The sequence below is a fragment of the Kitasatospora dryopteridis genome (assembly GCF_050749075.1).
Lineage (GTDB): Bacteria > Actinomycetota > Actinomycetes > Streptomycetales > Streptomycetaceae > Kitasatospora.
In genome coordinates this window covers 5,376,717-5,399,388 of the sequence record NZ_CP192749.1, presented here as the reverse complement: position 1 = coordinate 5,399,388, position 22,672 = coordinate 5,376,717, and the positions used below count along the sequence as shown (strand labels likewise).

16 protein-coding genes are annotated in these 22,672 nt (G+C 73.4%); 4 read left to right on the top strand and 12 right to left on the bottom strand.

The window, feature by feature from the left end; genetic code table 11:
• Nucleotides 1-178 precede the first annotated feature (178 nt).
• The 3 genes from ACQ614_RS24425 to ACQ614_RS24415 form a co-directional block, all read right to left on the bottom strand.
• Entirely contained in the window at nucleotides 179-715 is a 537-nt protein-coding gene (locus ACQ614_RS24425; protein ID WP_431680792.1) for a Clp protease N-terminal domain-containing protein, read from the bottom strand.
• Between the two features lie 2 nt (nucleotides 716-717).
• The gene (locus ACQ614_RS24420; protein ID WP_431680791.1) at nucleotides 718-951 is read right to left on the bottom strand and encodes a helix-turn-helix domain-containing protein; all 234 of its coding nucleotides are present in this window, start codon (nucleotides 949-951) and stop codon (nucleotides 718-720) included.
• 88 nt (nucleotides 952-1,039) lie between these two features.
• Nucleotides 1,040-1,366, bottom strand: a complete 327-nt coding sequence (locus tag ACQ614_RS24415; protein WP_363490923.1) for a hypothetical protein — start codon at nucleotides 1,364-1,366, stop codon at nucleotides 1,040-1,042.
• A gap of 140 nt (nucleotides 1,367-1,506) precedes the next feature.
• Between ACQ614_RS24415 and ACQ614_RS24410 the strand changes: the two genes are divergently transcribed.
• A complete protein-coding gene (locus ACQ614_RS24410) occupies nucleotides 1,507-2,919 on the top strand; it encodes a hypothetical protein (protein WP_431680790.1) in 1,413 nt (470 codons plus the stop codon).
• A gap of 80 nt (nucleotides 2,920-2,999) precedes the next feature.
• Here ACQ614_RS24410 and ACQ614_RS24405 read toward each other — a convergent pair whose 3' ends face one another.
• Both ACQ614_RS24405 and nrdR read right to left on the bottom strand, forming a co-directional pair.
• Nucleotides 3,000-5,879, bottom strand: coding sequence for a vitamin B12-dependent ribonucleotide reductase (locus ACQ614_RS24405; RefSeq protein ID WP_431680789.1), 2,880 nt, complete (start codon nucleotides 5,877-5,879; stop codon nucleotides 3,000-3,002).
• A gap of 192 nt (nucleotides 5,880-6,071) precedes the next feature.
• Nucleotides 6,072-6,569 (bottom strand): transcriptional regulator NrdR, encoded by a 498-nt coding sequence (nrdR, locus tag ACQ614_RS24400; protein ID WP_431680787.1) that lies wholly within the window; start codon nucleotides 6,567-6,569, stop codon nucleotides 6,072-6,074.
• Between the two features lie 456 nt (nucleotides 6,570-7,025).
• On the opposite strand from nrdR, the gene lexA reads away from it, so the two are divergent.
• A complete protein-coding gene (lexA, locus tag ACQ614_RS24395) occupies nucleotides 7,026-7,763 on the top strand; it encodes a transcriptional repressor LexA (RefSeq protein ID WP_363491011.1) in 738 nt (245 codons plus the stop codon).
• 132 nt (nucleotides 7,764-7,895) lie between these two features.
• Here lexA and ACQ614_RS24390 read toward each other — a convergent pair whose 3' ends face one another.
• The 3 genes from ACQ614_RS24390 to ACQ614_RS24380 form a co-directional block, all read right to left on the bottom strand.
• On the bottom strand, nucleotides 7,896-9,902 hold the full coding sequence (locus ACQ614_RS24390; RefSeq protein ID WP_431684011.1) for an ATP-dependent DNA helicase: 2,007 nt from the start codon (nucleotides 9,900-9,902) through the stop codon (nucleotides 7,896-7,898).
• Nucleotides 9,903-10,409: 507 nt separating this feature from the next.
• A complete protein-coding gene (locus tag ACQ614_RS24385) occupies nucleotides 10,410-12,347 on the bottom strand; it encodes a GNAT family N-acetyltransferase (protein WP_431680786.1) in 1,938 nt (645 codons plus the stop codon).
• Nucleotides 12,344-14,140, bottom strand: coding sequence for an IucA/IucC family protein (locus ACQ614_RS24380; RefSeq protein WP_431680785.1), 1,797 nt, complete (start codon nucleotides 14,138-14,140; stop codon nucleotides 12,344-12,346). The genes ACQ614_RS24385 and ACQ614_RS24380 overlap by 4 nt, the downstream gene beginning before the upstream one ends.
• 311 nt (nucleotides 14,141-14,451) lie before the next feature.
• Here ACQ614_RS24380 and ACQ614_RS24375 point away from each other — a divergent pair, with 311 nt between their 5' ends.
• The gene (locus tag ACQ614_RS24375; RefSeq protein ID WP_431680784.1) at nucleotides 14,452-15,594 is read left to right on the top strand and encodes a trypsin-like serine peptidase; all 1,143 of its coding nucleotides are present in this window, start codon (nucleotides 14,452-14,454) and stop codon (nucleotides 15,592-15,594) included.
• 86 nt (nucleotides 15,595-15,680) lie between these two features.
• Nucleotides 15,681-16,820 carry a trypsin-like serine peptidase gene (locus ACQ614_RS24370; protein ID WP_431680783.1) on the top strand — a complete coding sequence of 380 codons (1,140 nt, stop codon included), beginning with the start codon at nucleotides 15,681-15,683 and terminating at the stop codon, nucleotides 16,818-16,820.
• Nucleotides 16,821-16,883: 63 nt separating this feature from the next.
• Here ACQ614_RS24370 and hflX read toward each other — a convergent pair whose 3' ends face one another.
• The 4 genes from hflX to ACQ614_RS24350 all read right to left on the bottom strand — a co-directional run bounded on the left by hflX (nucleotide 16,884) and on the right by ACQ614_RS24350 (nucleotide 22,462).
• Nucleotides 16,884-18,386, bottom strand: a complete 1,503-nt coding sequence (gene hflX / locus ACQ614_RS24365; protein ID WP_431680781.1) for a GTPase HflX — start codon at nucleotides 18,384-18,386, stop codon at nucleotides 16,884-16,886.
• 91 nt (nucleotides 18,387-18,477) lie between these two features.
• Nucleotides 18,478-20,829 carry a RelA/SpoT family protein gene (locus tag ACQ614_RS24360; protein WP_431680779.1) on the bottom strand — a complete coding sequence of 784 codons (2,352 nt, stop codon included), beginning with the start codon at nucleotides 20,827-20,829 and terminating at the stop codon, nucleotides 18,478-18,480.
• Nucleotides 20,830-21,071: 242 nt separating this feature from the next.
• Entirely contained in the window at nucleotides 21,072-21,974 is a 903-nt protein-coding gene (gene dapF, locus ACQ614_RS24355; RefSeq protein WP_431680778.1) for a diaminopimelate epimerase, read from the bottom strand.
• Between the two features lie 17 nt (nucleotides 21,975-21,991).
• Nucleotides 21,992-22,462 carry a hypothetical protein gene (locus ACQ614_RS24350; protein WP_431680777.1) on the bottom strand — a complete coding sequence of 157 codons (471 nt, stop codon included), beginning with the start codon at nucleotides 22,460-22,462 and terminating at the stop codon, nucleotides 21,992-21,994.
• Nucleotides 22,463-22,672 lie beyond the last annotated feature (210 nt).

The following is a 22,672-nucleotide window of genomic DNA, read 5'->3' as shown; positions in this document are numbered from 1 at the left end:
CAGGCTGACGCTCCGCGTCCGTACCACCCGGTAACCGGGCGGGACAGGGGCCGTCCACGGGCCGCACGGCCGGGCGGACGCGAGGGGGCCGTCCCGCCATGCGGGACGGCCCCGGGTGCTCCGGTGCGCGCGGCGCCGGCCGCGGGCCCGCGTACGGCCCGCCGGCGCGGCGCGGCGGTCAGCCGATGACGGCCTCCACGTCCCGCCGGAGCTTGGCGAAGTCCAGGCCGTGACCGGAGAGCACCAGCGCACCCGTGCCCTGGCCCTCGCGGATCAGGCCGAGCAGGATGTGGCCGGTGGCGATCTCCTTGTGCTTGAGGCGCAGGGCCTCGCGCAGCGACAGCTCCAGGGTCTTGCGGGCGTGGGCGGAGAGCCGGTGGCGGGGCTTGTCGCGGCGGCCGTCGGCCGGCCTGCGCTCCAGGGCGCCCTCACCGAAGGAGGACTCCACCGCCGCCCGGACGGCGTCCAGGTCGACCCCGATCGAGGCCAGCGCCCGGCCGTCGACGCCGCCGCCGGCCAGCCGCAGGATCTCGGCGCGGGCGGTGCCGTGGTCGAAGCCGTCGGCGGCCAGCAGGGCGGCCACCGGATCGGCCGGGTCGTGCAGCACGCCGAGCAGCAGGTGCTCGGTGCCCACCCGCTCGTGGCCCAGCTCGCGCGCCTCCACCTGGGCCTGCATGACGACGCGTCGCGCGCCGTCCGTGAACCGCTCGAACACGGTCAGTCCTCCCCTCTCGAACCGAAGATCCTCTTGGCGTACTTCTTGTGCACCGCCTGCCGGCTGACGCCCAGGCAGGCCGCGATCTCCTGCCAGGACCAGCCCTGCGCGCGGGCGTTGCCGACCTGCAGGTCCTCCAGCCGGTCGGCCAGGTCCCGCAGCGCCCGGACGGCCCGCAGGCCGATCGCAGGGTCGCGGCTGCCCGCATCTGCGGCGAGCTGTCTCGTCTCGCTCATGGTGTCAACCTAGGTTGACACCGCGCGCTTGTCAACCTTTGTTGACAGATCGGCCTTCGGCGGGCGAGTCCCGACGGCCACCCCGCCCTCACACCGACCAGTACGACCGGTCGTTCGGATTGCGCTCCCCCTCCCCCGGCACCCGTCGCCCGCAGCGCTTGCCCGTGCGGCGCGACCGCGCATAGTCGTCCAACTCCGCCAGCCAGCGCCCGCGGTCCTCCTCCAGCACCGCCAGCGCCCGCAGCAGCGCCGCCTCGTCCCGCTGGAACGGGCCGGCCAGCCACGCCAGCCGGTCCAGCGTCCCGTGGAACCCCAGCGGCCGATACAGCTGCACGCACGACCGCAGCGCCGCCACCCTCACCCGCAGCGGCAGCCTCGAATCCGCCACCCGCCGGGCATGCCATCCGAAGCTCATCCGGCATCCACCTCCAGAAGTTGAGCCTGCGTCACTTTCGTCCAACCGATGACTCGTCAGTAACATGTCAAGGAATACGCCGGTCGACCACCCCGTCCGGCCTGAACCTGCCCTCACCACCTCGAAGGCGAACCCTCCGCATGTCGATACGCTCCCGTGCGCTCCCCGCACTGGCCGCCACCCTGCTGCTCGCCGCCACCGGCTGCGCCGCCTCCGCACCCGCCGCCGAACCGGCCCTCGCCGCCGCGGCCCTCACCACGGAGACCGCGCCGGCCCCTGCGGCCACCGCCCCGAGCAGCACCGAACCGGCCGTCACCACCACCCCGGCCGCCGCCGTCGCCACCCCGGCCGCCTCGGGCAAGCCGGCCGCCGGCACCGGGAAGGCCGTCGCCCTCCTCGCCTACGACCCCGCCAGCGGCCGCGCCACCCTCCGCACCGGAGCCGCCGCCAAGCCCACCGGCACCCCGCGCAGCACCGGCCCCTCGCACACCCCGGGCGCAAGCGCCACCGCCGCACCGGACACCGTCCGCACCGGCCAGCTGATCGCCAGCCCGCCCACCCCCGCCGCACCCCGCGGCGCGCTCGTCGCCGTCACCGGCGTGCAGAAGACCGAGGGCGACCGCGTCGAGGTCACCACCCGGCCCGCCGAGGTCGCCGAACTGCTCGGCGCCACCGCCACCGAGCAGCACACCGCGATCGACGCCCACGGCATCCGCGTCCAGCCCCTGGTCAAGGACCTCAAGGTCGGATTCACCGCCCGCCCCGGCGGCGGCAACGGCACCGCCTCCGCCCAGCTCTCCCTCGACGCCAGCACCAGCGTCCCGCTGCCCGGCGGGGCCAAGGCCGACCTCGCCGCCGGCATCCGGCTCGACCCCTCCGTCGACTTCTCCTACGACGGCCGCGGCATCCTCAAGGGCGGCATCGAGAAGGCCCGCGTCGGCTTCGGCCTCGGCGCCCACGCCGACTGGAAGGTCAGCGCCACCCTCGCCGCCAACCCCACCCCGCTGCGCGTCCCCCTCGCCAAGCTCAGCGCCAGCCCCGTCCTGACCGTCGCGGGCTTCCCGGTCGTGGTCAACCTCGACCTCACCTGCTACCTGACCGTCGGCGCCGACGGCAAGCTCACCGTCGAGGCCGAACAGAACCTCGACGGCGCCTGGTCGGTCCACGCCGACTACGCCAAGGGCAAGGGCTGGACCACCACCGCCGACCCGGGCACCACCACCGTCGGCCCCGTCCGGGCCAGGCTCAGCGGCAACGCCGCCCTGCGCACCGGCCTCACCGCCGAGGCCTCCGTCGGCCTCTACAACACCGTCGGCGTCGCCGCCGGCATCGAGCCCTACCTGCGCACCCAGGTCGCCGGCAGCGTCACCCTCGACACCACCGGCAAGCCCCCGCACGTCGAGGGCAGTTGGACCAACACCGCCGGCCTCGACATCAACGGCCGGCTCTACGCCCAGATCAAGATCCTCGGCACCCCCCTCTTCAAGGCCGACCTCCCCCTCCCCGCCTTCCACCGCGAATGGCCCCTCCCCTCCCTGAGCACCACCCGCTGACGGACACGACGAAGGGCCGGACCCCGATCGGGGTCCGGCCCTTTCCACGGCTCAGCGTCGTCCGCCCAGCCGCAGGATCGTCAGCTGCAGCCGCTGGTGGAGCCGCAGCCCTCGCAGAGGTAGCAGCTGCCGGCGCGACGCATCTTGGTGCCGCAGGAGAAGCAGAGCGGCGCGTCGGCGTTCAGGCCCAGCTGGATCTCCACCAGTTCGGTGGAGTTGTGGGCCTGGGCCGGGGCGGCCTGCGGCTTCGCCGGGGCGGGCTGCTCGGCGGCCTTGGGGGCGGCGAGCGGCGCGGACTGGGCGAGGCCCTCCACGTCCACGTCCTCCTCGACGGGCTCGTACGAGCCGGTCTCCAGGTGCCGGGTGCGCTCCTCGACGGAGTGGATGCCGAGCGCGGAACGGGTCTCGAACGGCAGGAAGTCCAGCGCCAGGCGGCGGAAGATGTAGTCGACGATCGACTGGGCCATCCGCACGTCCGGGTCGTCGGTCAGACCGGCCGGCTCGAAGCGCATGTTGGTGAACTTCGAGACGTAGGTCTCCAGCGGCACGCCGTACTGCAGGCCGACCGAGACGGCGATGGAGAAGGCGTCCATCATGCCCGCGAGGGTCGAACCCTGCTTGGACATCTTCAGGAAGACCTCGCCCAGGCCGTCGTCCGGGTAGGAGTTGGCGGTCATGTAGCCCTCGGCGCCGCCCACCGTGAAGGAGGTGGTGATGCCCGGGCGGCCCTTGGGGAGGCGCTTGCGGACGGGGCGGTACTCGACGACCTTCTCGACCGCGGCGGGCGCCTCGGCGGCCTTCTCCTCGACGGCCGGGGTCTTGGTCTTCGCCGAGAGCGGCTGGCCGACCTTGCAGTTGTCGCGGTAGATCGCGAGCGCCTTCACACCGAGCTTCCAGGCCTGGAAGTAGATCTCCTCGACGTCCTCGACCGAGGCGTTCTCCGGCATGTTGACCGTCTTGGAGATGGCGCCGGAGATCCACGGCTGGATCGCCGACATCATCCGGACGTGGCCCATCGGGGAGATGGAACGCTCGCCCATCGCGCAGTCGAAGACCTCGTAGTGGGCGGCCTTCAGGCCCGGGGCGTCGATCACGTTGCCGTGCTCGGCGATGTGGGCGACGACCGCCTCGACCTGCTCGTCCTGGTAGCCGAGGCGCCTCAGGGCGCGCGGGACGGTGCCGTTGACGATCTGCATCGAGCCGCCGCCGACGAGCTTCTTGAACTTCACCAGGGCGAGGTCGGGCTCGACGCCGGTGGTGTCGCAGTCCATCATCAGGCCGATGGTGCCGGTCGGGGCGAGCACCGAGGCCTGCGCGTTGCGGAAGCCGTTCGCGGCACCGAGGCGGATCACGTCGCCCCAGGTGTCGGTGGCGGCGGCCCACACCGGGGCGTCCAGGTCGTCGACCGAGACGGCGGCGGCGTTGGCGTCCGCGTGCTGCTGCATGACCTGCCGGTGGGCGGCGGCGTTGCGGGCGTAGCCGTCGTACGGGCCGACCACGGCGGCGAGTTCGGCGCCGCGGCGGTAGGCGGTGCCGGTCATCAGCGAGGTGATGGCGCCGGCCAGGGCGCGGCCGCCCTCGGAGTCGTACGCGTGGCCGGTGGCCATCAGCAGGGCGCCGAGGTTGGCGTAGCCGATGCCGAGCTGGCGGTAGGCGCGGGTGGTCTCGCCGATCTTCTCGGTCGGGAAGTCGGCGAAGCAGATGGAGATGTCCATCGCGGTGATAACCAGCTCGACGACCTTGGCGAAGGTCGCGGCGTCGAAAGAGTCGTCGTCGCGCAGGAACTTCATCAGGTTGAGCGAGGCGAGGTTGCAGCTGGAGTTGTCCAGGTGCATGTACTCGGAGCAGGGGTTGGACGCGTTGATGCGGCCGGACTCCGGGCAGGTGTGCCAGTGGTTGATGGTCGAGTCGTACTGGATGCCCGGGTCGGCGCAGGCCCAGGCGGCCTCGGCCATCTTGCGGAAGAGCTTCTTGGCGTCGACGGTCTCGATGACCTCGCCGGTCATCCGGGCGCGCAGGCCGAAGGCGGTGCCGTTCTCGACCGCGGTCATGAACTCGTCGGAGACGCGGACGGAGTTGTTGGCGTTCTGGTACTGGACGGAGGTGATGTCGTCGCCGCCCAGGTCCATGTCGAACCCGGCGTCGCGCAGGGCGCGGATCTTCTCCTCCTCCTTCACCTTGGTCTCGATGAAGGCCTCGACGTCCGGGTGGTCGACGTCCAGGACGACCATCTTGGCCGCGCGGCGGGTGGCGCCGCCCGACTTGATGGTGCCGGCGGAGGCGTCGGCGCCGCGCATGAAGGAGACCGGGCCGGAGGCGTTGCCGCCGGAGGACAGCAGCTCCTTGCTGGAGCGGATGCGGGAGAGGTTGAGGCCGGCGCCGGAGCCGCCCTTGAAGATCATGCCCTCTTCCTTGTACCAGTCGAGGATCGACTCCATGGAGTCGTCGACGGCCAGGATGAAGCAGGCGGAGACCTGCTGGGGCTGCTTGGTGCCGACGTTGAACCAGACCGGCGAGTTGAAGCTGAACACCTGGTGGAGGAGGGCGTGGGTCAGCTCGTGCTCGAAGATCTCGGCGTCGCCCGGGGTGGCGAAGTAGCCGTGCTTCTCGCCGGCGGCGCGGTAGGTCAGCACCACCCGGTCGATGATCTGCTTGAGGCTCCACTCGCGCTGCGGGGTGCCGACGGCGCCGCGGAAGTACTTCGAGGTCACGATGTTGACCGCGTTGACCGACCAGAAGTCGGGGAACTCGACGCCGCGCTGCTCGAAGTTGATCGAGCCGTCACGCCAGTTGGTCATGACGACGTCGCGACGCTCCCAGGTCACCTCGTCGTAGGGGTGGACGCCAGGAGTGGTGTAGATGCGCTCGATCCGCAGCCCGCCCTCGGGGGCCTTGCCGGCCGCCCTGGTCGCCTTCGCGGACTTGGACCCGCGTGCGGAACCGCTCGTCGTGTCGGTCACTTCTTCTCCTCCTCCTGGGCAAACGCCCTGGACGCCCCGATGCTTCCGGCTTACGGGGCATCCGGTGGTTCGCTTCCTGGTGTGCGGGCAGCCGCGGACACCGGCCGCTTTCGCACGTTGTGTTGTGTTCTGTACCCGTTGCGTGGGCACGCGCCGACCGCGGACGGTCGAAGCGGTGGACCTGCCGCGGCCCTAGGGCGCGGCGACGGGGGTCGGCACCGCGGTGCCGACCTCCGGAACGAAGGGCTGCTCGGCGCGGAGCTCCGCGATGGCGGCCTCGAAGTCCTCCAGGCCGTCGAAGGCCCGGTAGACGGACGCGAACCTCAGGTACGCGACGACGTCGAGCTCCTTGAGCGGGCCCAGTATGGCCAGGCCGACGTCGTGGGTGGACAGCTCGGCGCTGCCGGAGGCCCGCACGCACTCCTCGACCCGCTGGCCGAGCTGGGCGAGCGCGTCCTCGGTGACCGGGCGGCCCTGGCAGGCCTTGCGGACGCCGGAGATCACCTTCTCGCGGGAGAAGGGCTCGGTGACGCCGCTGCGCTTGATCACCATCAGGGTGGCGGTTTCGACGGTGGTGAACCGCCGACCGCAGTCGGGGCACTGGCGCCGGCGGCGGATGGAGCTGCCGTCGTCGCTGGCCCGGCTGTCCACGACCCGGCTGTCAGGATGCCGGCAGAAGGGGCAGTGCACCTGAGAACTCCCTCCCGAACGGCATGACAGCGGACCGGGACACTCTATGCGATGGGCGGGGGTACACAGCAAGCCGACCACAACCTGTGGGCCCGAGCGGAGAGACTGGCACAAGATCTAGCGCCGGGGCCGCTCGCCACGCCGGACGCCGCGGGTTCGTTCCCAGCCGTTCCGCCGACCGGGTCGAAATCCTCGGAGGCGGTGAAATAGACTGCGGGAGTCGAACATTTAATCGATGTACACCCAAAGCCTTGATCGCGTCAGCAGACTGCTAAATAATTCACTCGAACGTGTGTTTGGCGCAACCTTTCGATAGGGGCACCAGTTGAGCAGGGCAAGGGAGAAACGCCTGTCCAATGAGGGGCCGCGATGAACACCGTAGATCTCAAGAGCAACTCCATCCCGGTGCAGGAGCGCTCCGCGCGCACCACGGACCAGCAAGGCGTGGACCACAGCATGAGCCGTAGCCAGCCGATCGAGCACGCCGCCGTGCAGGACGACGTGCTCGGCACACCCGTCCCCACCCGCTCCCTGCCCGGCCGCCCGCCCGGCATCCGCACCGACGAGGCCGGTCTGACGGAGCGCCAGCGCCGCGTCATCGAGGTCATCAGGGATTCGGTCCAGCGCCGGGGGTACCCGCCGTCCATGCGCGAGATCGGCCAGGCGGTCGGCCTCTCCTCCACCTCCTCCGTCGCCCACCAGCTGATGGCCCTGGAGCGCAAGGGCTTCCTCCGCCGCGACCCGCACCGCCCCCGCGCCTACGAGGTGCGCGGCGTCGAGGTCGCCCGCCCCAACACCGCCGAGACGGCCGGCCGCCCCTCCACCTCGTACGTGCCGCTGGTCGGCCGGATCGCCGCCGGCGGGCCCATCCTCGCCGAGCAGACGGTCGAGGACGTCTTCCCGCTGCCGCGCCAGCTGGTCGGCGAGGGCGAGCTCTTCGCGCTCACCGTCCGCGGCGACTCGATGATCGAGGCGGCCATCTGCGACGGCGACTGGGTCACCGTCCGGCGGCAGCCGGTCGCGGAGAACGGCGACATCGTCGCCGCGATGATCGACGGCGAGGCCACCGTCAAGCGCCTCAAGCGCGAGGACGGCAAGATCTGGCTGATGCCGCACAACCCCGCGTACGACCCGATCCCGGGCGACAACGCCACCATCCTCGGCAAGGTCGTGGCCGTGCTGCGCCGCCTCTGACGAAGACCGCGAAGGGGGCGCGGGGAACTGCGCAGCCCATGGCGGGTGCACCGGGAAGTCCGGGCGCACCGGTCATGGGTCGCGCAGTTCCCCGCGCCCCCTTCGCGTGGTCGACCCGTGTGGTCGACCGATCTACTTGACCGGGGGTGCGGAGGCGTCGATCGCGGCGAGCGAGCGGCGGACCTGGTTGCGGTCGGTGGTGTACCAGAAGTCCGGCATCGAGGAACGGAAGAAGCCGCCGTACCGGGCCGTGGCCAGCCGCGGGTCCAGCACCGCCACCACTCCCCGGTCGTCCGCCGCGCGGACCAGCCGGCCGGCGCCCTGGGCCATCAGCAGCGCCGCATGGGTGGCCGCCACCGCCATGAAGCCGTTGCCGCCGGCCTCCTCCACCGCCTTCTGGCGGGCGCTCATCAGCGGGTCGTCCGGCCGCGGGAACGGGATACGGTCCATCACCACCAGCTGGCAGGAGGACCCGGGCACGTCCACGCCCTGCCACAGCGACAGGGTGCCGAACAGGCAGGTCTGCGCGTCCGCCGCGAACCTGCGGATGAGCTCGCCCAGCGTCTCCTCGCCCTGCAGCAGGATCGGCTGGTCCAGCCGCTCGCGCAGCGCCTCGGCGGCGGCCTGCGCCGCCCGCATCGAGGAGAACAGGCCGAGGGTGCGCCCGCCCGCCGCGCCGATCAGCTCCGCCAGCTCGTCCAGCATGGCCGGCCGGTCCGGCTCGCGGCCGGGCGGCGGCAGGTGCTTGGCGACGTAGAGGATGCCCTGCTTGGGGTAGGTGAACGGGGAGCCGACGTCCAGGCCGCGCCACGGCGGCGGCGCCTCCTCGCCGCCCTCGGGCAGGGTCTCGCCGGGGGTGCGCTCGTCCGGCAGCCGGCCCTCGACGGGCAGGCCGACCGAGGCCGCGACCCCGTTGAAGTCGCCGCCCAGCTTGAGGGTGGCGGAGGTGAGCACCACCGAGCGGTCCCGGTAGAGGTTCTCCCTGAGCAGCCCGGAGACGGAGAGCGGGGCGACCCGCAGCGAGGCGGTGCCCATGCCGAAGCGGTCGCTGCGCTCGATCCACACCACGTCGTAGGCCGAATCCTGGAGCAGCCGGTCGGCGGTCTCGTGCAGCGACTCGGCGGAGGCCATCGCCTGCTTGCGGACGGCGTCCTCGTCGGAGAGCGCCCGGTCGCGGGTCTCGCCGAGCGAGGTGATCACCTGGCGGGCGGCGTCCCGGATGGCCGTGACGGCGTACGCCAGGTACTCCGGCAGCTCCTCGACCCGGCCGGGCTGTGCCGTCTCCATCAGCCCGTGGTAGTTCTCCGCGGCGGCCTGGAGGGCGTCCACGGCCTTCTCGTTGGCCAGCTTGGCAGCACGCCGGACGGCCCGGTTCACGGCGTGCACGGTGAGCTCGGCGGTGGCGGCGCCGGTCACCCGGTTCACCAGCTCGTGGGCCTCGTCGATGATCAGCAGCCCGTGCTCGGGCAGCACCGGGGCGCCCTCGATGGCGTCGATCGCCAGCATCGCGTGGTTGGTGACGACGACGTCGGCGGTCTTCGCCCGCTCGCGCGCGGCCTCGGCGAAGCACTCCTGGCCGTAGGGGCACTTGGAGGCGCCCAGGCACTCCGAGGAGCTCACGGACAGCTGGGCCCAGGCCTTGTCGGAGACGCCGGGCGAGAGGTCGTCGCGATCTCCGGTCTCGGTCTCCTCGGCCCATTCGCGCAGCCGCACGACGTCCTGCCCGAGCTTGCTGCTCGGCCCGCCGAGCACCTCGGCGGCGTCGAACAGGCCCTCGCCCTCGTCCACCGGGGTGCCCTCGTGCACCCGGTGCAGGCACACGTAGTTGGAGCGGCCCTTGAGCATCGCGAACTGCGGCCGGCGGCGCAGCACCGGGTGCAGGGCGTCGACGGTGCGGGGCAGGTCGCGCTCGACGAGCTGGCGCTGCAGGGCGAGGGTGGCGGTGGCCACCACGACGCGGTCGCCGTGCGCGAGCGCGGGCACCAGGTAGGCGAGGGACTTTCCGGTGCCGGTGCCGGCCTGGACGAGGAGGTGCTCGCCCTCGTCGACTGCGTCGGCGACGGCCTCGGCCATCCTGGCCTGGCCGGGGCGCTCCACGCCCCCGACGGCCGTGACGGCGGCGTGCAGCAGCTCCGGGATGCGGGACCGCGGTACGGGGGCCCGGCGCGTCGTCGTCGCCCGGCAGAGGCAGGGGTGCGGAGTCGTTCGTCATGACGCCGACCACCCTACGGCGCCGCACCGACAATCGGGCCCGGTCGCGGCGGGCCGACCTCGCCCTGCGCCGAGGAGTGCGCCGTGCGCGCGGCCGGGGACGTGGACGAACCGTCGCCGCCACCGGCCCGGGATTTCCGGGACGCCCCGCACAGCACTGTCACCGCGCGGCAGCGGCACCGCCCCGAACCGAAGGGCCCGCCGGTGCCGAAAGGGAGAAACGCGGGAGCGACGACCGTCGGCGCCGGGTCAGGAGGGCCCGGAGGCGAGCGGGCGACAGAGCGGCGGGTACGGACGATTCGTGGGCACCGCGCACCGGGTCGTCCACGAAGTCAGGGGCCCGTTACCCCGCCCGCCCCGAGCCGAAGGGCCCGTCGGCGCCGAAAGTGAGGAGCGAGGGAGCGCAGCGACGGAGCGACGACCGTCGGCGCCGGGTCAGGAGGGCCCGGAGGCGAGCGGGCGAGTAACAGGCGGAGCGAAGCTCGTCCAGGCGGTGCGGGTGGGGAGGGGGTGGAGTTCCTTGCCGGCGACGGCGTTGAGGATGACGGCGGCGCGGTGGGCGCCCAGGCCGAGGTCCGGGGTGCCGACGCCGTGGGTGTGCAGTTCGGCGTTCTGGACGTAGAGGCCGCCGGCGAGTTCGGGCCGGGTGGCGACGCGCTGGTCGAGGTCGACGCGGTAGCGGCCCTGTTCGTCCCAGTCGATGAACTCGGCGATCGGGTCGAGCGCCTCGGGCCGGGTGGCGCGGTAGCCGGTGGCGAGGACGACGGCGTCGGTCCGCAGGACGTGCTCGGTGCCGGAGTCGGTGTGCCGGCAGTGGAGTTCGAGCCCTCCGCAGGGGCCGGGCCGGGCGGCGGCGACGGCGGTGCCGGGCACGATCTCGACCGGGTCGCTGCCGGGTGGACGGCCGATGGAGCGCTCGTACAGCAGGTCGTGGATCTCCGCGAGGGTCTCGGCGCTGGCGGCCTTGTGGAGTTGCCACTGGGCGGGCACCAGGCGGTCGCGGACCTCCCGCGGGAGGCTGTGGAAGTAGCGGGTGTAGTCGGGGGTGAAGTGCTCCAGGCCGAGCTTGGAGTACTCCATGGGGGCGAGGGCGCGGCTGCGGCTGAGCCAGCGCAGCCGGGTGCCGTCGTCGGGGCGGCGGCGCAGCAGGTCGAGGAAGACCTCGGCGCCGGACTGGCCGGAGCCGAGGACGGTGATGTCGCGGGCGCCGTCGAGGCTGTCGCGGCGGGCGAGGTAGTCGGCGGAGTGCCAGACGCGGGGGTGGCCGTCGAGGGCGGTGAAGGCGGCGGGGCGGTGCGGGCGGGTGCCGACGCCGAGGACGACGTTGCGGGCGCGGATCTCCCGGCCGCCGGCCTCGGCGCGGAAGAGTCCGTCGGCCGGGTCGCGGCGCAGGGCGGTGACGGGTGCGCCGAAGCGGCAGTTGGGGAGCCGGTGGGCGACCCAGCGGCAGTAGTGCTCGTACTCGCGGCGGGAGAGCTGGAAGCGCTCGGCGAAGTAGAAGGGGTAGAGGCGTTCCTGGTGGCGGAGGTAGTTGAGGAAGGTCCAGGGGCTGGTGGGGTCGACCAGGGAGACGAGGTCGGCAAGGAAGGGGACCTGCATCCGGGCGCCGTCGACGAGCATGCCGGGGTGCCAGCGGTATTCGGGTTCGGCCTCGCAGAAGAGGGCGGAGACGGCGTCGGCGGCGCCGTCGGCGAGGGCGGCGAGGGAGAGGTTGAACGGGCCGATGCCGACGCCGAGGAGGTCGTAGGGCTCGGGCCGGGCCGGGCCCGGTGCGGGGCCGGTGCGGCGGCGGACCATCAGTACGGCCTGCTTGTCGGGGAGTCGGAGTTCGCCGGCGGGGGCGAAGCCGGCCCGGGCGAGGGCGCGGCGGCAGGCGGTGTTGCGGGTGTCGGGTTCGGCGAGGACGCGTCGGCAGGCGGGGCGCCGGGCGAGGATGCGGTCGGCGAGGGCGGCGAGCAGGACGGCGGCGAGGCCGCGGCCGCGGGCGTCGGGCGGGCCGAGCAGCAGGTGGAGGCCGGTGTCGTGGGGCTCGGCGGGGTAGTGGCGGGCGAGCGGGTCGAGGTCGGCGCGGTAGACCTCCCAGTAGCTCACGGGGGTGCCGTCGAGCAGGCCGAGGCAGGGCAGGCTGCTGCCGTCGCCGTCGAGTTGGGCCCTCAGGTGGCGTTCGGTGGTCTCCGGCGGTCCGGCGAGCTGCCAGTAGGCGTCGACGGCGGGGTCGTTCATCCAGCCGGTGAGGAGGGGGAGGTCGTCGGGGAGGCGGACCGGCCGGAGCCGGAACTCGCCGGCCGGGGTGGCCATCGGGCCCCAGTCGGCGACGCGGTCGAGCGGGTCGCGGGTCCGGTGGCCGGGCGGCTGCTCGGCGGGCGGGGTCATGCGCCGGCCACCGGGTTGGCGAGGTCGGTGTAGACGGACTGGGTCTCGACCGGGCCGACGAGTTCGTCGAGGCCGTGCAGCCGGGTGAGCAGGTTGGCCTTGCAGCGCAGGGTGGGTGCGGTGAGCAGGTGGGCGGGGAGGGTGGAGCCGGTGGCGGCGGCGCGGGGGCCGGCGAGGAAGCGGCGCAGGGCGGCAAGCAGGACTTCCTCGTCGGCGAGCTGCTGGGCGCCGAGGGCTCCGATCAGGCCGAGGACGTGGTTGATGCCGAGGTAGTAGGCGAACCGCTCGTCGGCGACGTGGTCGGGGACGAAGGTGTCGCTGGTGCTGCCGAGGCCGGGCAGGCGGGCGGTGAGCCGTTCGGCGTGGGAGGCGCGGTAGTAGTAGCCCTGGTTGTCGCGGTAGCGGCCGCCGGTGGGCCAGCCGTCCCGGTCGAGGAGGACGAGGGTGTTCTGCTGGTGGGCTTCGAGGGCGATGCCGGCCCGGCCGTCGAACCAGAGGATCGGCAGGACGACGGCGTCGAGGTAGCGCAGGAACCATTCGGCGGTGACGGTGGCCGGGGTGCGGCCGCTGCGGGCGGCGAGGGCGGCGACGATCCGGCCGAGGTGGGAGTCGAGCCGGTCGGTGGGCCGTTCGGCGAGGAGGCCGGCGAGGCAGACGGCGCGGTCGTGCGGGCCGAAGGGCTGGTGGCGCAGCACGGTGGAGAGGCCGTCGGGGTCGGGGAGGCCGGGGTGGTCGACGGCGATCCAGGCGGGGTCGCGGACGATGTCGAAGCCGGGGTGGGCGGCCTGCCATTCGGCGCCGAGGCCGGTTTCGAGCAGGCGGTGAACCTCGGTGCCGCGGTGGAGTTCCTTGCGGAGGTTCTCGCGGCGGGAGTTGGTGATGCGCAGGCCGAGGGAGAGCTTGAGCATCCAGGGGGTGCCGGGGCGGGTGACGGTGCGGACGGAGGAGGTGGGATGCCAGGGGTCGCCGTGCCGGCCGAGGTCGTGCAGCAGGCCCTGGTCGAGGAGGGCGGCGACGGCGGGGCGCAGGGCGAGTTCGCGGGCCTGCCAGGGGTGGAGCGGGAGGGCTGCGGTGCCGGGCGGGAGGAGCCGGGGGTCGCCGAGGAGTTCGGCGGTGAGGGTTTCGGCGGCCGTCCCGGTGGCGGAGTCGGAGGCCAGCAGGGTGCGGTCGACGGCGTACCAGTGGAGGGCGAAGGAGCCGTGGAGTTCGGGCGAGTAGGCGCGGCTCTGGGCGGGGCCGAGGCCGTCGCGGCTCTTGGGGGTGGGGTGCAGGGGGTGGCCGAGCAGCAGGGCCTGTTCGGCGCGGAGGAAGGGGCTGGTGCCGGCGGGGTCGGGGGTGGTGCGGTGGTGGGCGAGGATCTCGGCGGTGCGGGCGACGGAGTCGGCGACGCGGGCGGCGAGGTCGGCGATCCGGCCGGGTTCGGGCCGGTCGGTGAGGGTGCGGGCGAGCAGGGCGGTGGCGGTGACGGCGTCGACCGGTGCGGCGGGTCCGCCGGGTCCGGTGGTGACGGTGACCGGGCCGAAGCGGTGCCGGCCGGTGGGCGACCAGTGGCGGACGGGGGCGGTGAGGTGAGCGGCTCCGCCGAGGACGGGGACGGTGAGGCGTCCGGCGGGGTCGGGGCGGGCGCCGGTCTCGCGGGCCCAGCAGCGCAGGACGGCTTCGGTGCCGGCGTGTTCGGCGGCGGTGGCCGGGTCGGGGTGGAGCAGGGGGTCGTCGGGGGTGGGGGGCGTTCGGCGGGCAGCGGGTCCGGGCGGCGCGGCGGGGGTCGGGGCTCCGGCGAGGGCGGTGCTCAAGACTGCTCCTTTGGGGCACGCCGTACGAGGGCGCGGGGGGTCGAACGGGTGCGGCGGGGGGACGGCACCCGGAAGGCGACAGGTAAGGGTTACCTACCCGTGGCGGACGACCACAAGATCACCTCACTCGTTATGGTGAATCCTCGCCGATCACTCACTCGTGGGGGTGGTGTGTGCTGACGGTAGGCCTCGGGTCACGGTTCGGTGACCTCTCGTCAGGCATGCACCAGGCGCGGCGCGTACGTGCCGCCGGTGGTGGGAGACTGCACCGGCGGTGATTCGAACACAGCGACGTCAGGGGGGACGTAGCCATGGCACTGATCAGACGCGCGGGGCCGTTGTCGGCGCTCGCCGCGGCACTGCTGCTGACGGTGGCGGCCTGTACGCCGGAGGGCGGGGGCGGCACGGAGCCCTCCGGGAGTGCGTCCGCGCAGGCGGGTCGGCTGCGGCTGCCCACCGACCTTCCGTCGGGCCTGCTGGCGGGGCTGCCGCGGAGCTGGGACGAGCTGAGGCGCTGGAAGTTCTCGGACTGGGACAACTGGGCGTCCAAGCACGTGTTCCAGAACCCGGTGGTGCGGGACCTGTGGGACCCGGACCGGATGGAGAAGGCCGCACCGCAGCAGCCGGCCCCGCCGGCCGCACCGCCGCCGCCCGGCGACAACGGCACCGAGCCGGATCCGGCGCCGGTGCAGGCGGTCGCGGTGGAGCGCCCGTACACGCGGTACCCGGCCTCCGGGAAGGTGTTCAGCAATGCGCCGGGCGAGGGCATCGGCCAGTGCTCGGCGACGGTGGTGGCCGATCCGGCGCACCCGGGGAAGTCGAACCTGGTCTGGACGGCGGCGCACTGCGTCCACCAGGGCAAGGGCGGCGACTGGTTCAAGAACATCATCTTCGTTCCCGCGTACAACAGTTCGGGGGCGGCGAGCGGCGGGCGCAAGGCGAAGCCGGCCGAGGTCGCACCGCTCGGGCAGTGGTGGGCCGACAAGGTGATCACCTCGCCGCTGTGGCCGGCCGAGGGCGGGCACAGCGGGGACGCCGCCAACCAGTACGACTTCGCGGTGCTGCGCGTCCACAACCCGGACGATCCCGCGAAGTCCCTGGAGGAGACGATCGGCACCGCGGTGCCGGTCTGGTTCGACGCGCCGCGCGACCAGTTGAAGATCTCCGCCTGGGGCTATCCGGCGGTGAAGCCGTTCAACGGCCAGGAGCTCGACAGGTGCGACGGCGGACGGCCCACCCGGCTGTCCTTCGACGCCGCCCGCCCGCCGATGCTCACCATCGGCTGCACCATGACGGCCGGTGCCAGCGGCGGTGGCTGGTTCGCCGCCATGCCGGACGGCAGGTTGGCGCTGGTCAGCAACACCTCGATCGGCACGCTCGCCCACACCACGCTGAGCGGCCCGTACCTGGAGGGCGTCGCCAGGCAGGCGCTCGCCTACATCTCGCAGAAGTAACCGCAGCCGCGCCGGCCGCCGCGGCCCGGGAGCGTCCCCGGCCCGCGGGCCGGTGCGGCGAACACGACACAACGACGGGGACAGACATGCCATCGACCATACGCAGGACCGCCGCGGCCGCCGCGGCCGCAGCCGTGCTCACCCTCACCGCGACCGCCTGCGACCCGGAGGGCGGCTCCGGCGCGGACGCCGCCCCGGCGGCCACCGCGGCGCCGACCGGTGCGAAGCCCGGCCTCGACCTCGGCGAGGCCCTGAAGAACCTGAAGAACTGGACCAAGGACGACTGGGCGAACTGGGCGAAGGCGCACGGCTTCACCGCCGAGAAGCTCAAGGGCTTCTGGGACCAGGCCCGGATGGAGAAGGCGCAGGGCATGGAGGCGCAGGACGCCACCCTGCAGTCGGAGAAGACCGCGCCCGAGAACGACCCGCAGCCGCCGGCGAAGATCGCCGCCAAGCCGCAGCCGCACCCCTACTCCCCGGCCTCGGCCGTCCTGGGCAAGATCTTCATGCAGGTGGACGCGGAGAGCAGCGCGGTCTGCTCCGGCACCGTGATCAGCGACCCGGCGCACCCCGGCAAGTCCAACCTGGTGTGGACGGCCGCGCACTGCCTGCACGAGGGCAAGGGCGGCACCTGGTTCAAGAAGATGGCGTTCGTGCCCTCGTACAACCGCACCGGCGCGGCCTCCAACGGCAAGAAGGCGAACTTCGAGCAGCTCGCGCCGTACGGCGCCTGGACGGCCGACTACGCAGTGGTCTCCCCGCAGTGGGCGGAGGAGGGCGGCGAGCGCGGCGGCCCGGCCAGCCAGTACGACTTCGGGATCATACGGGTGCACAACGAGGACTCCGCCGACGGCCGCTCGCTGGAGGAGGTCGTCGGCAGCTCGGTGCCGGTGTGGTTCGACGCGCCGCGCGCCCAGATCACCTCGGCCTCCGCGTACGGCTACCCGCAGGGCGCGCCGTTCGACGGCCGCGAGCTGGAGTACTGCGACTCCCGGGTGAAGCCGGCCCGGCTGTCCTTCGACGCCGAGCGGCCGACCATGTACGTGATCGGCTGCACCATGACCGGCGGCTCCAGCGGCGGCGGCTGGTTCGTGCTGCGGAACGGCAAGCCGACCCTGGTCAGCAACAACTCGATCGGTCCGCGCCCGGCGGCCTGGATGGCCGGCCCGGCGCTCGGCGGGCAGGCGAAGGCGATGTTCGACTACATGAGCACGCTGAAGAAGTGACGGCAACGGCGCGGGCCCCGGTCCCTGGGAGGGATCGGGGCCCGCGCCGTTCGTGCGGTGCCGTCAGGCCTGCGCGACCACGGCGAAGCGCTCCAGCTCGGAGGCCAGCTCCGCGGGCACCTTGGCCCGCAGCAGCGTGCCGTCGCCGGTGTGCTCGGTGGAGAGCAGCTCGCCCTCCTTGTGCACCCTGGAGACCAGGTCGCCGCGGGTGTAGGGCACCAGGGCCTGGACCTCGACGGCCGGGCGGGGCAGCTCGTCGTCGATGAGCTGCAGCAGTTCCTCGATGCCCATGCCGCTGCGGGCCGACACCACGATGGCGTGCGGCTCGCGGCGCAGCAGGCGCTGCAGGACGGCCGGGTCGGCGGCGTCCGCCTTGTTGATCACCACGATCTCCGGCACGTCCTGTGCCTCGACCGAGACGATGACCTCGCGGACGGCGGCCAGCTGGGTCTCCGGCTCGGGGTGCGAGCCGTCGACCACGTGCAGGATGAGGTCCGCCTCGGCGACCTCCTCCATGGTCGAGCGGAACGCCTCGACCAGGTGGTGCGGCAGGTGCCGGACGAATCCGACGGTGTCGGCCAGGGTGTACACCCGGCCGCTCGGGGTCTGGGCACGCCGGACGGTCGGGTCCAGGGTGGCGAACAGGGCGTTCTCCACCAGGACGCCGGCCCCGGTGAGCCGGTTGAGCAGCGAGGACTTGCCGGCGTTGGTGTAGCCCGCGATGGCCACCGACGGCACCTGGTGGCGCCGGCGCTCCTGGCGCTTGGTGTCGCGGCCCTTCTTCATGTCGGCGATCTCCTTGCGGAGCTTCGCCATCTTCTCGCGGATCCGGCGCCGGTCGGTCTCGATCTTCGTCTCACCGGGACCGCGGGTGGCCATGCCGCCGCCCGAGGAGCCGGAGCCACCGCCACCCATCTGCCGGGAGAGCGACTGGCCCCAGCCTCGCAGGCGCGGCAGCATGTACTGCATCTGCGCCAGGGAGACCTGGGCCTTGCCCTCGCGGGACTTGGCGTGCTGGGCGAAGATGTCGAGGATCAGGGCCGTCCGGTCGACGACCTTGACCTTGACGACGTCCTCGAGGTGGATCAGCTGGCCGGGGGTGAGCTCACCGTCGCAGACGACGGTGTCGGCGCCGGTGGAGGCGACGATGTCGCGCAGCTCCTGGGCCTTGCCGGAACCGATGTAGGTGGCGGCGTCGGGCTTGTCGCGGCGCTGGATCACACCGTCCAGCACCTCGGAGCCGGCCGTCTCGGCGAGGGCGGCGAGCTCGGCCAGCGAGTTCTCCGCCTCCTCGATCGTGCCGTCCGTCCACACGCCGACGAGCACCACGCGCTCCAGGCGGAGCTGGCGGTACTCGACTTCGGTGACGTCCTGGAGCTCGGTCGAAAGGCCGGCCACGCGGCGCAGCGCGGCGCGCTCGGAGCGGTCGTACTGTTCCCCGTCGAAGTGGTCGAGGTCCTCGTCGATCGCCGCGAGGTCCTCGTCCATCAGGGCCCCGGCCCTGAGGTCGGCGAGCCGGCGGGCGGACTCGCGCGTCTGGGTGCGGCTGTCGAACGTGGAGGTCATCTCATCCTTTGCGTGTCTGGGAGGCCGGTGCAGACGGGCTGCATCGAGGAGTCTGCCCAGCTGCCGCCCCTTCTCACTCGGGCGGGATGAGCTACCCCTGCGGACCGCCGGCGGCACCGGCGCTACTGCCTCCGGTGAACGCCGCGGACCGGCCGTGCATTCCCCACGATGGTCGCACGCCCCCGTCGGCCGGGTCACCCCCATTTACCGCGCGGGCCTGCGCGGCTGCCGTGCGGGCGGGGCCGGGGGCGCCGTCGTCGCGGGGGATGCCGGGACGGAAGACGTCGTACACGCCGGGTACTCGCAGCATCGCCCGGAGCACCGCGGGCAGGGTCTCGGCGGCGGGCAGTTCGATCGTGTAGCTGTGCCGTACTCGCAGGTCGCGGGGTGGTTCGACCTCGGCGGAGAAGATGCCGACGCCCTCGCCGGAGATCGCCGCGGTGAGGTCGGCGAGCAGCCGGGGGCGGTCCAGCGCCTCGGCCTGCACGGTGACCCGGTAGCCGTTCGGCGGCGCGGCGCCGGGAATCCAGGTCAGCTGGAGGGGGCCTCTGCCGTCCTCGCGCATCTGCTCGCCGACCGGACAGCCGGTGCGGTGGACGGCGACGGCGCCGCCGCGGATCGGGAAGCCGGTCACCGCGTCGGGCGGCACCGGGGTACAGCAGCGGGCGAGGCGGACGGGGGTGCCGGGGCGGCCGAGGACGGCGGCCACCGGGAGCCGCCCGCGCCCGCCGCCGGGTGTCTGGGCGGGGGCCTGCGGGACGGGTCTGCCGTCGGCGGGGCCGGTGTCGACGACGGGGGCGGCGGGCGGCCGGGCGGCCAGCCAGCGCTCGATCGCCAGCCGGGCGGCGGGGGTGCGGGCGTGGTCCAGCCAGCCGGCGGCGGGGCCGGGCGGTTCGCCGGTCGGGTCGGTCAGCACGGTCACCATGTCGCCGTCGCGCAGCACGGTGGCCAGGGCGACCAGGCGGCCGTTCACCCGGGCGCCGACGCAGCGGTGGCCGGTCTCCTCGCCAAGCAGGTACGCGGCGTCCACGCAGGTCGCGCCGGACGGCAGGTGGAGGGTGTCGCCGGCCTCGGTGACCACGGTGATCTCGCCGTCGTCGGCGAGGGTGTCCCGCAGCGTCGACCAGAAGGCGTCCGGGTCCGGGGTCTCCTGCTGCCAGGCGAGCAGCCGGCTGAGCCAGCCGGGGCGGGCCGGGTCGGTGCGGTCGAGCTCGTCGCCGGAGGCGCCGGACGTGCCGGATGCGCCCGGCCCGCCGGCCGGCTGGTGCGGGTCGCCGAGCGCGACCACGCCGAACTCGGCGACCCGGTGCATCTGTCTGGTGCGGACGAGGACCTCGGCGACCTCGCCGCCGGGCAGCTGCACCGCGGTGTGCAGCGACTGGTAGAGGTTGAACTTGGGGGCGGCCACGAAGTCCTTGAACTCGCCGGGCAGCGGTGTCCAGCAGGTGTGCAGCTCGCCGAGGACGGCGTAGCAGTCGGCGTTCTCCTCCACCACGACGAGCAGCCGCCCGAAGTCGGCGGGCTGGAGCGCCTGCGGGAGCCCGTCGGCGCCGGCCGCGGCCGCCCGCTTGAGCAGCACCCGGTGGGCGGAGACGCAGTGCCGCGGCCGGACGGTGACCTCGGCGGCCACCCCGGTCTCGGCGAGCTGGCGGGCGAGCGCCTCGGCGAAGGGCTGCAGCAGCTCCTCCGGCCGGGCCTCGTGGGCGGCCACCACGGCACGGGTCCGGGCGTACTCCTCCGGGTGGAGGGTGGCGAAGACGATGTCCTCCAGCTCGGCCTTGAGCACCTGGATGCCGAGGCGCTCGGCGAGCGGGATGAGGACGTCCCGGGTGACCTTGGCGATGCGGATGCGGCTGGCGGGCTTCATGTGCCGGATGGTGCGCATGTTGTGCAGCCGGTCGGCGAGCTTGATGACCATCACCCGGACGTCGTCGCCGGTGGCGACCAGCATCTTGCGGAAGGTCTCGGCCTCGGCGGCCGCGCCGAAGTCGACCTTCTCCAACTTGGTGACGCCGTCGACGAGATACGCCACCTCCGGCCCGAAGTCGGCGGCGACCTGATCGAGCGTCACCTCGGTGTCCTCGACCGTGTCGTGGAGCAGCGAGGCCACCAACGTGGTCGTGCCGGCGCCGAGTTGGGCGAGGATCATGGTGACGGCCAGCGGGTGCGTGATGTACGGCTCGCCGCTCTTGCGGGTCTGGCCGCGGTGACCCTCCTCGGCGAGCCGGTAGGCGCGCGCGAGGAGGGGCAGATCGGCCTGCGGATGGTGGCGGCGGTGCGCCTGGACGATCGGCTCGATGGCATCGGGCACGGGTGCACGGCCGGCGGCCAGCACTGCGGCGCGGCCCGCCCGGGTGAGGGCGCTGCGGCTCAGCCTTCCGAGCGGACGCCGCGGGGCGGCGCCGGGCTGAGCGGTCTCGATCGGTCCTGCTTCGATGGCCATCCGCACCTCCGGCAGCGATCACCGGAGCGGCTTCCGACCCGGTGGTCCATGCTACCGAGCTCAGCACGATCCGCGACGCATTGCTGCCGGTCCGTGACCAGGATCACCCGAACGGGCGGATTCACCGGTCACGGAAACGGGAAGGCGGGCGGCACGCCCGGGACATGACGGACCGACGGGTGCGGCCGGCCGCGCCCGACGGACCGACGGGTGCGGCCGGCCGCGCCCGACGGACCGTCGGATCAGGCCGGGAGGGCGGCCAGCCAGGCGGGGTCGAGGGTCCCGGTGGCGACGATCTCGGCGGGGCCGGTCTTCTCCACCCGGCCGTCCGGGAACTCCTCGATCACCAGCCGGCCGCCGGGCACGTCCACGGTGTAGCGGACGGCCTCGCCGGTGGCGGCCGGGTCCAGCCCGTCGCGGCGGGCGGCCGCGACGGCCACCGCGCAGGCGCCGGTGCCGCAGGAGCGGGTCTCGCCGGAGCCGCGCTCGTACACCCGCATCGCCACGTGCCGAGGGCCGCGGTCGACGACGAACTCGACGTTGACGCCCTCGGGGTACGCGCCCTCCGGGCTGGTGGCCGGGGCGGTGAACAGGTCGCCGGCCTCGTCCAGGTCGGCGACGAAGGCGACGGCGTGCGGGTTGCCCATGTTGACGTTGAGGGCGGGCCAGGCACGCTCCCCCACCGCGACCTCGATGCCGTCCGGGCCGGGCAGCAGGGCGCGGCCCATCTCCACGGTGACGTCGCCGGGGGTGCCGTCGGGCGCGTCCTCGGCCACCCGCACCCGGCGGACGCCGGCCCGGGTGGCGACGGCGATCGGGCCGGGCTTCGCGAGGCCGGCCCGCACCAGGTAGCGGGCGAACACCCGGACGCCGTTGCCGCACATCTCGGCGATCGAACCGTCGGAGTTGCGGTAGTCCATGAACCACTCGGCCTCGTCGGCCAGGTGCGCGGCGGCCGGGTCGGCGGCGGAGCGCACCACCCGCAGCAGCCCGTCCCCGCCGACGCCCGCGCGCCGGTCGCAGATCCTCGCGACCGCGGCCGGGCCGATGTCGAGCAGGCCGTCCGGGTCGGGGACGATCACGAAGTCGTTCTGGGTGCCGTGGCCCTTGAGGAAGGCGAGGCCGGGAGTGGTGGGTGCGCTCACACAGCCGATGGTACTGATCAGCCGCGCAGGTGGACGACCCGCCAGAGGGCCAGCGCCATCGCCGCGCCCGCCGTCAGCGTGTACACCGCGATAGCCCGGCGGCTCGCCCGCCGGCCGCTGCCGTGCCGCGGCAGACCCGGCCACTTGTACCCGGCGCGCCGGGCGGCCATCGCACCCCAGCCGCCGGAGGCGGCGGTCAGCAGCAGGCCGAGCATGCCGATCATCGAGGAGGCCGCGTCGCCGGAGAAGGCCAGCGGGAAGGCGAACATCAGGGAGCCGACCGTGGCCATCAGGACGATCGGCAGCAGCTGCCACCAGCGCAGCCTGCGGCGCGGGCGGATCTCCCGCTCGTGCACCACTCCGGGGGCGGCGAGGTCCTCGATGGCGGGCAGGGCGATCGCGTACGAGGTGGGGACGACGAGCTCGGGCAGCACACGATCGGTGCTGTGCGACAGCTCCTCGGTTTCGGGGCCGGTACCCGTCGACACGCGGCCTCCCCTGACGGATCGACACGAGTTCACGGACTCGTGAACGGTCGGGCCGGTCCGCGCAGACCGGCCCCTGGTACTGACGATGATGGCATGTCCAAGGTCGCCGACAGGGCGTCCCGAGGGTCCTCGGGTGATCCGTGGCCATGACGTGATCCCCCTGTAACCGCCGGTTCGTCCTGCACCTTCCGCTGCGTGGGCAGCTGCACG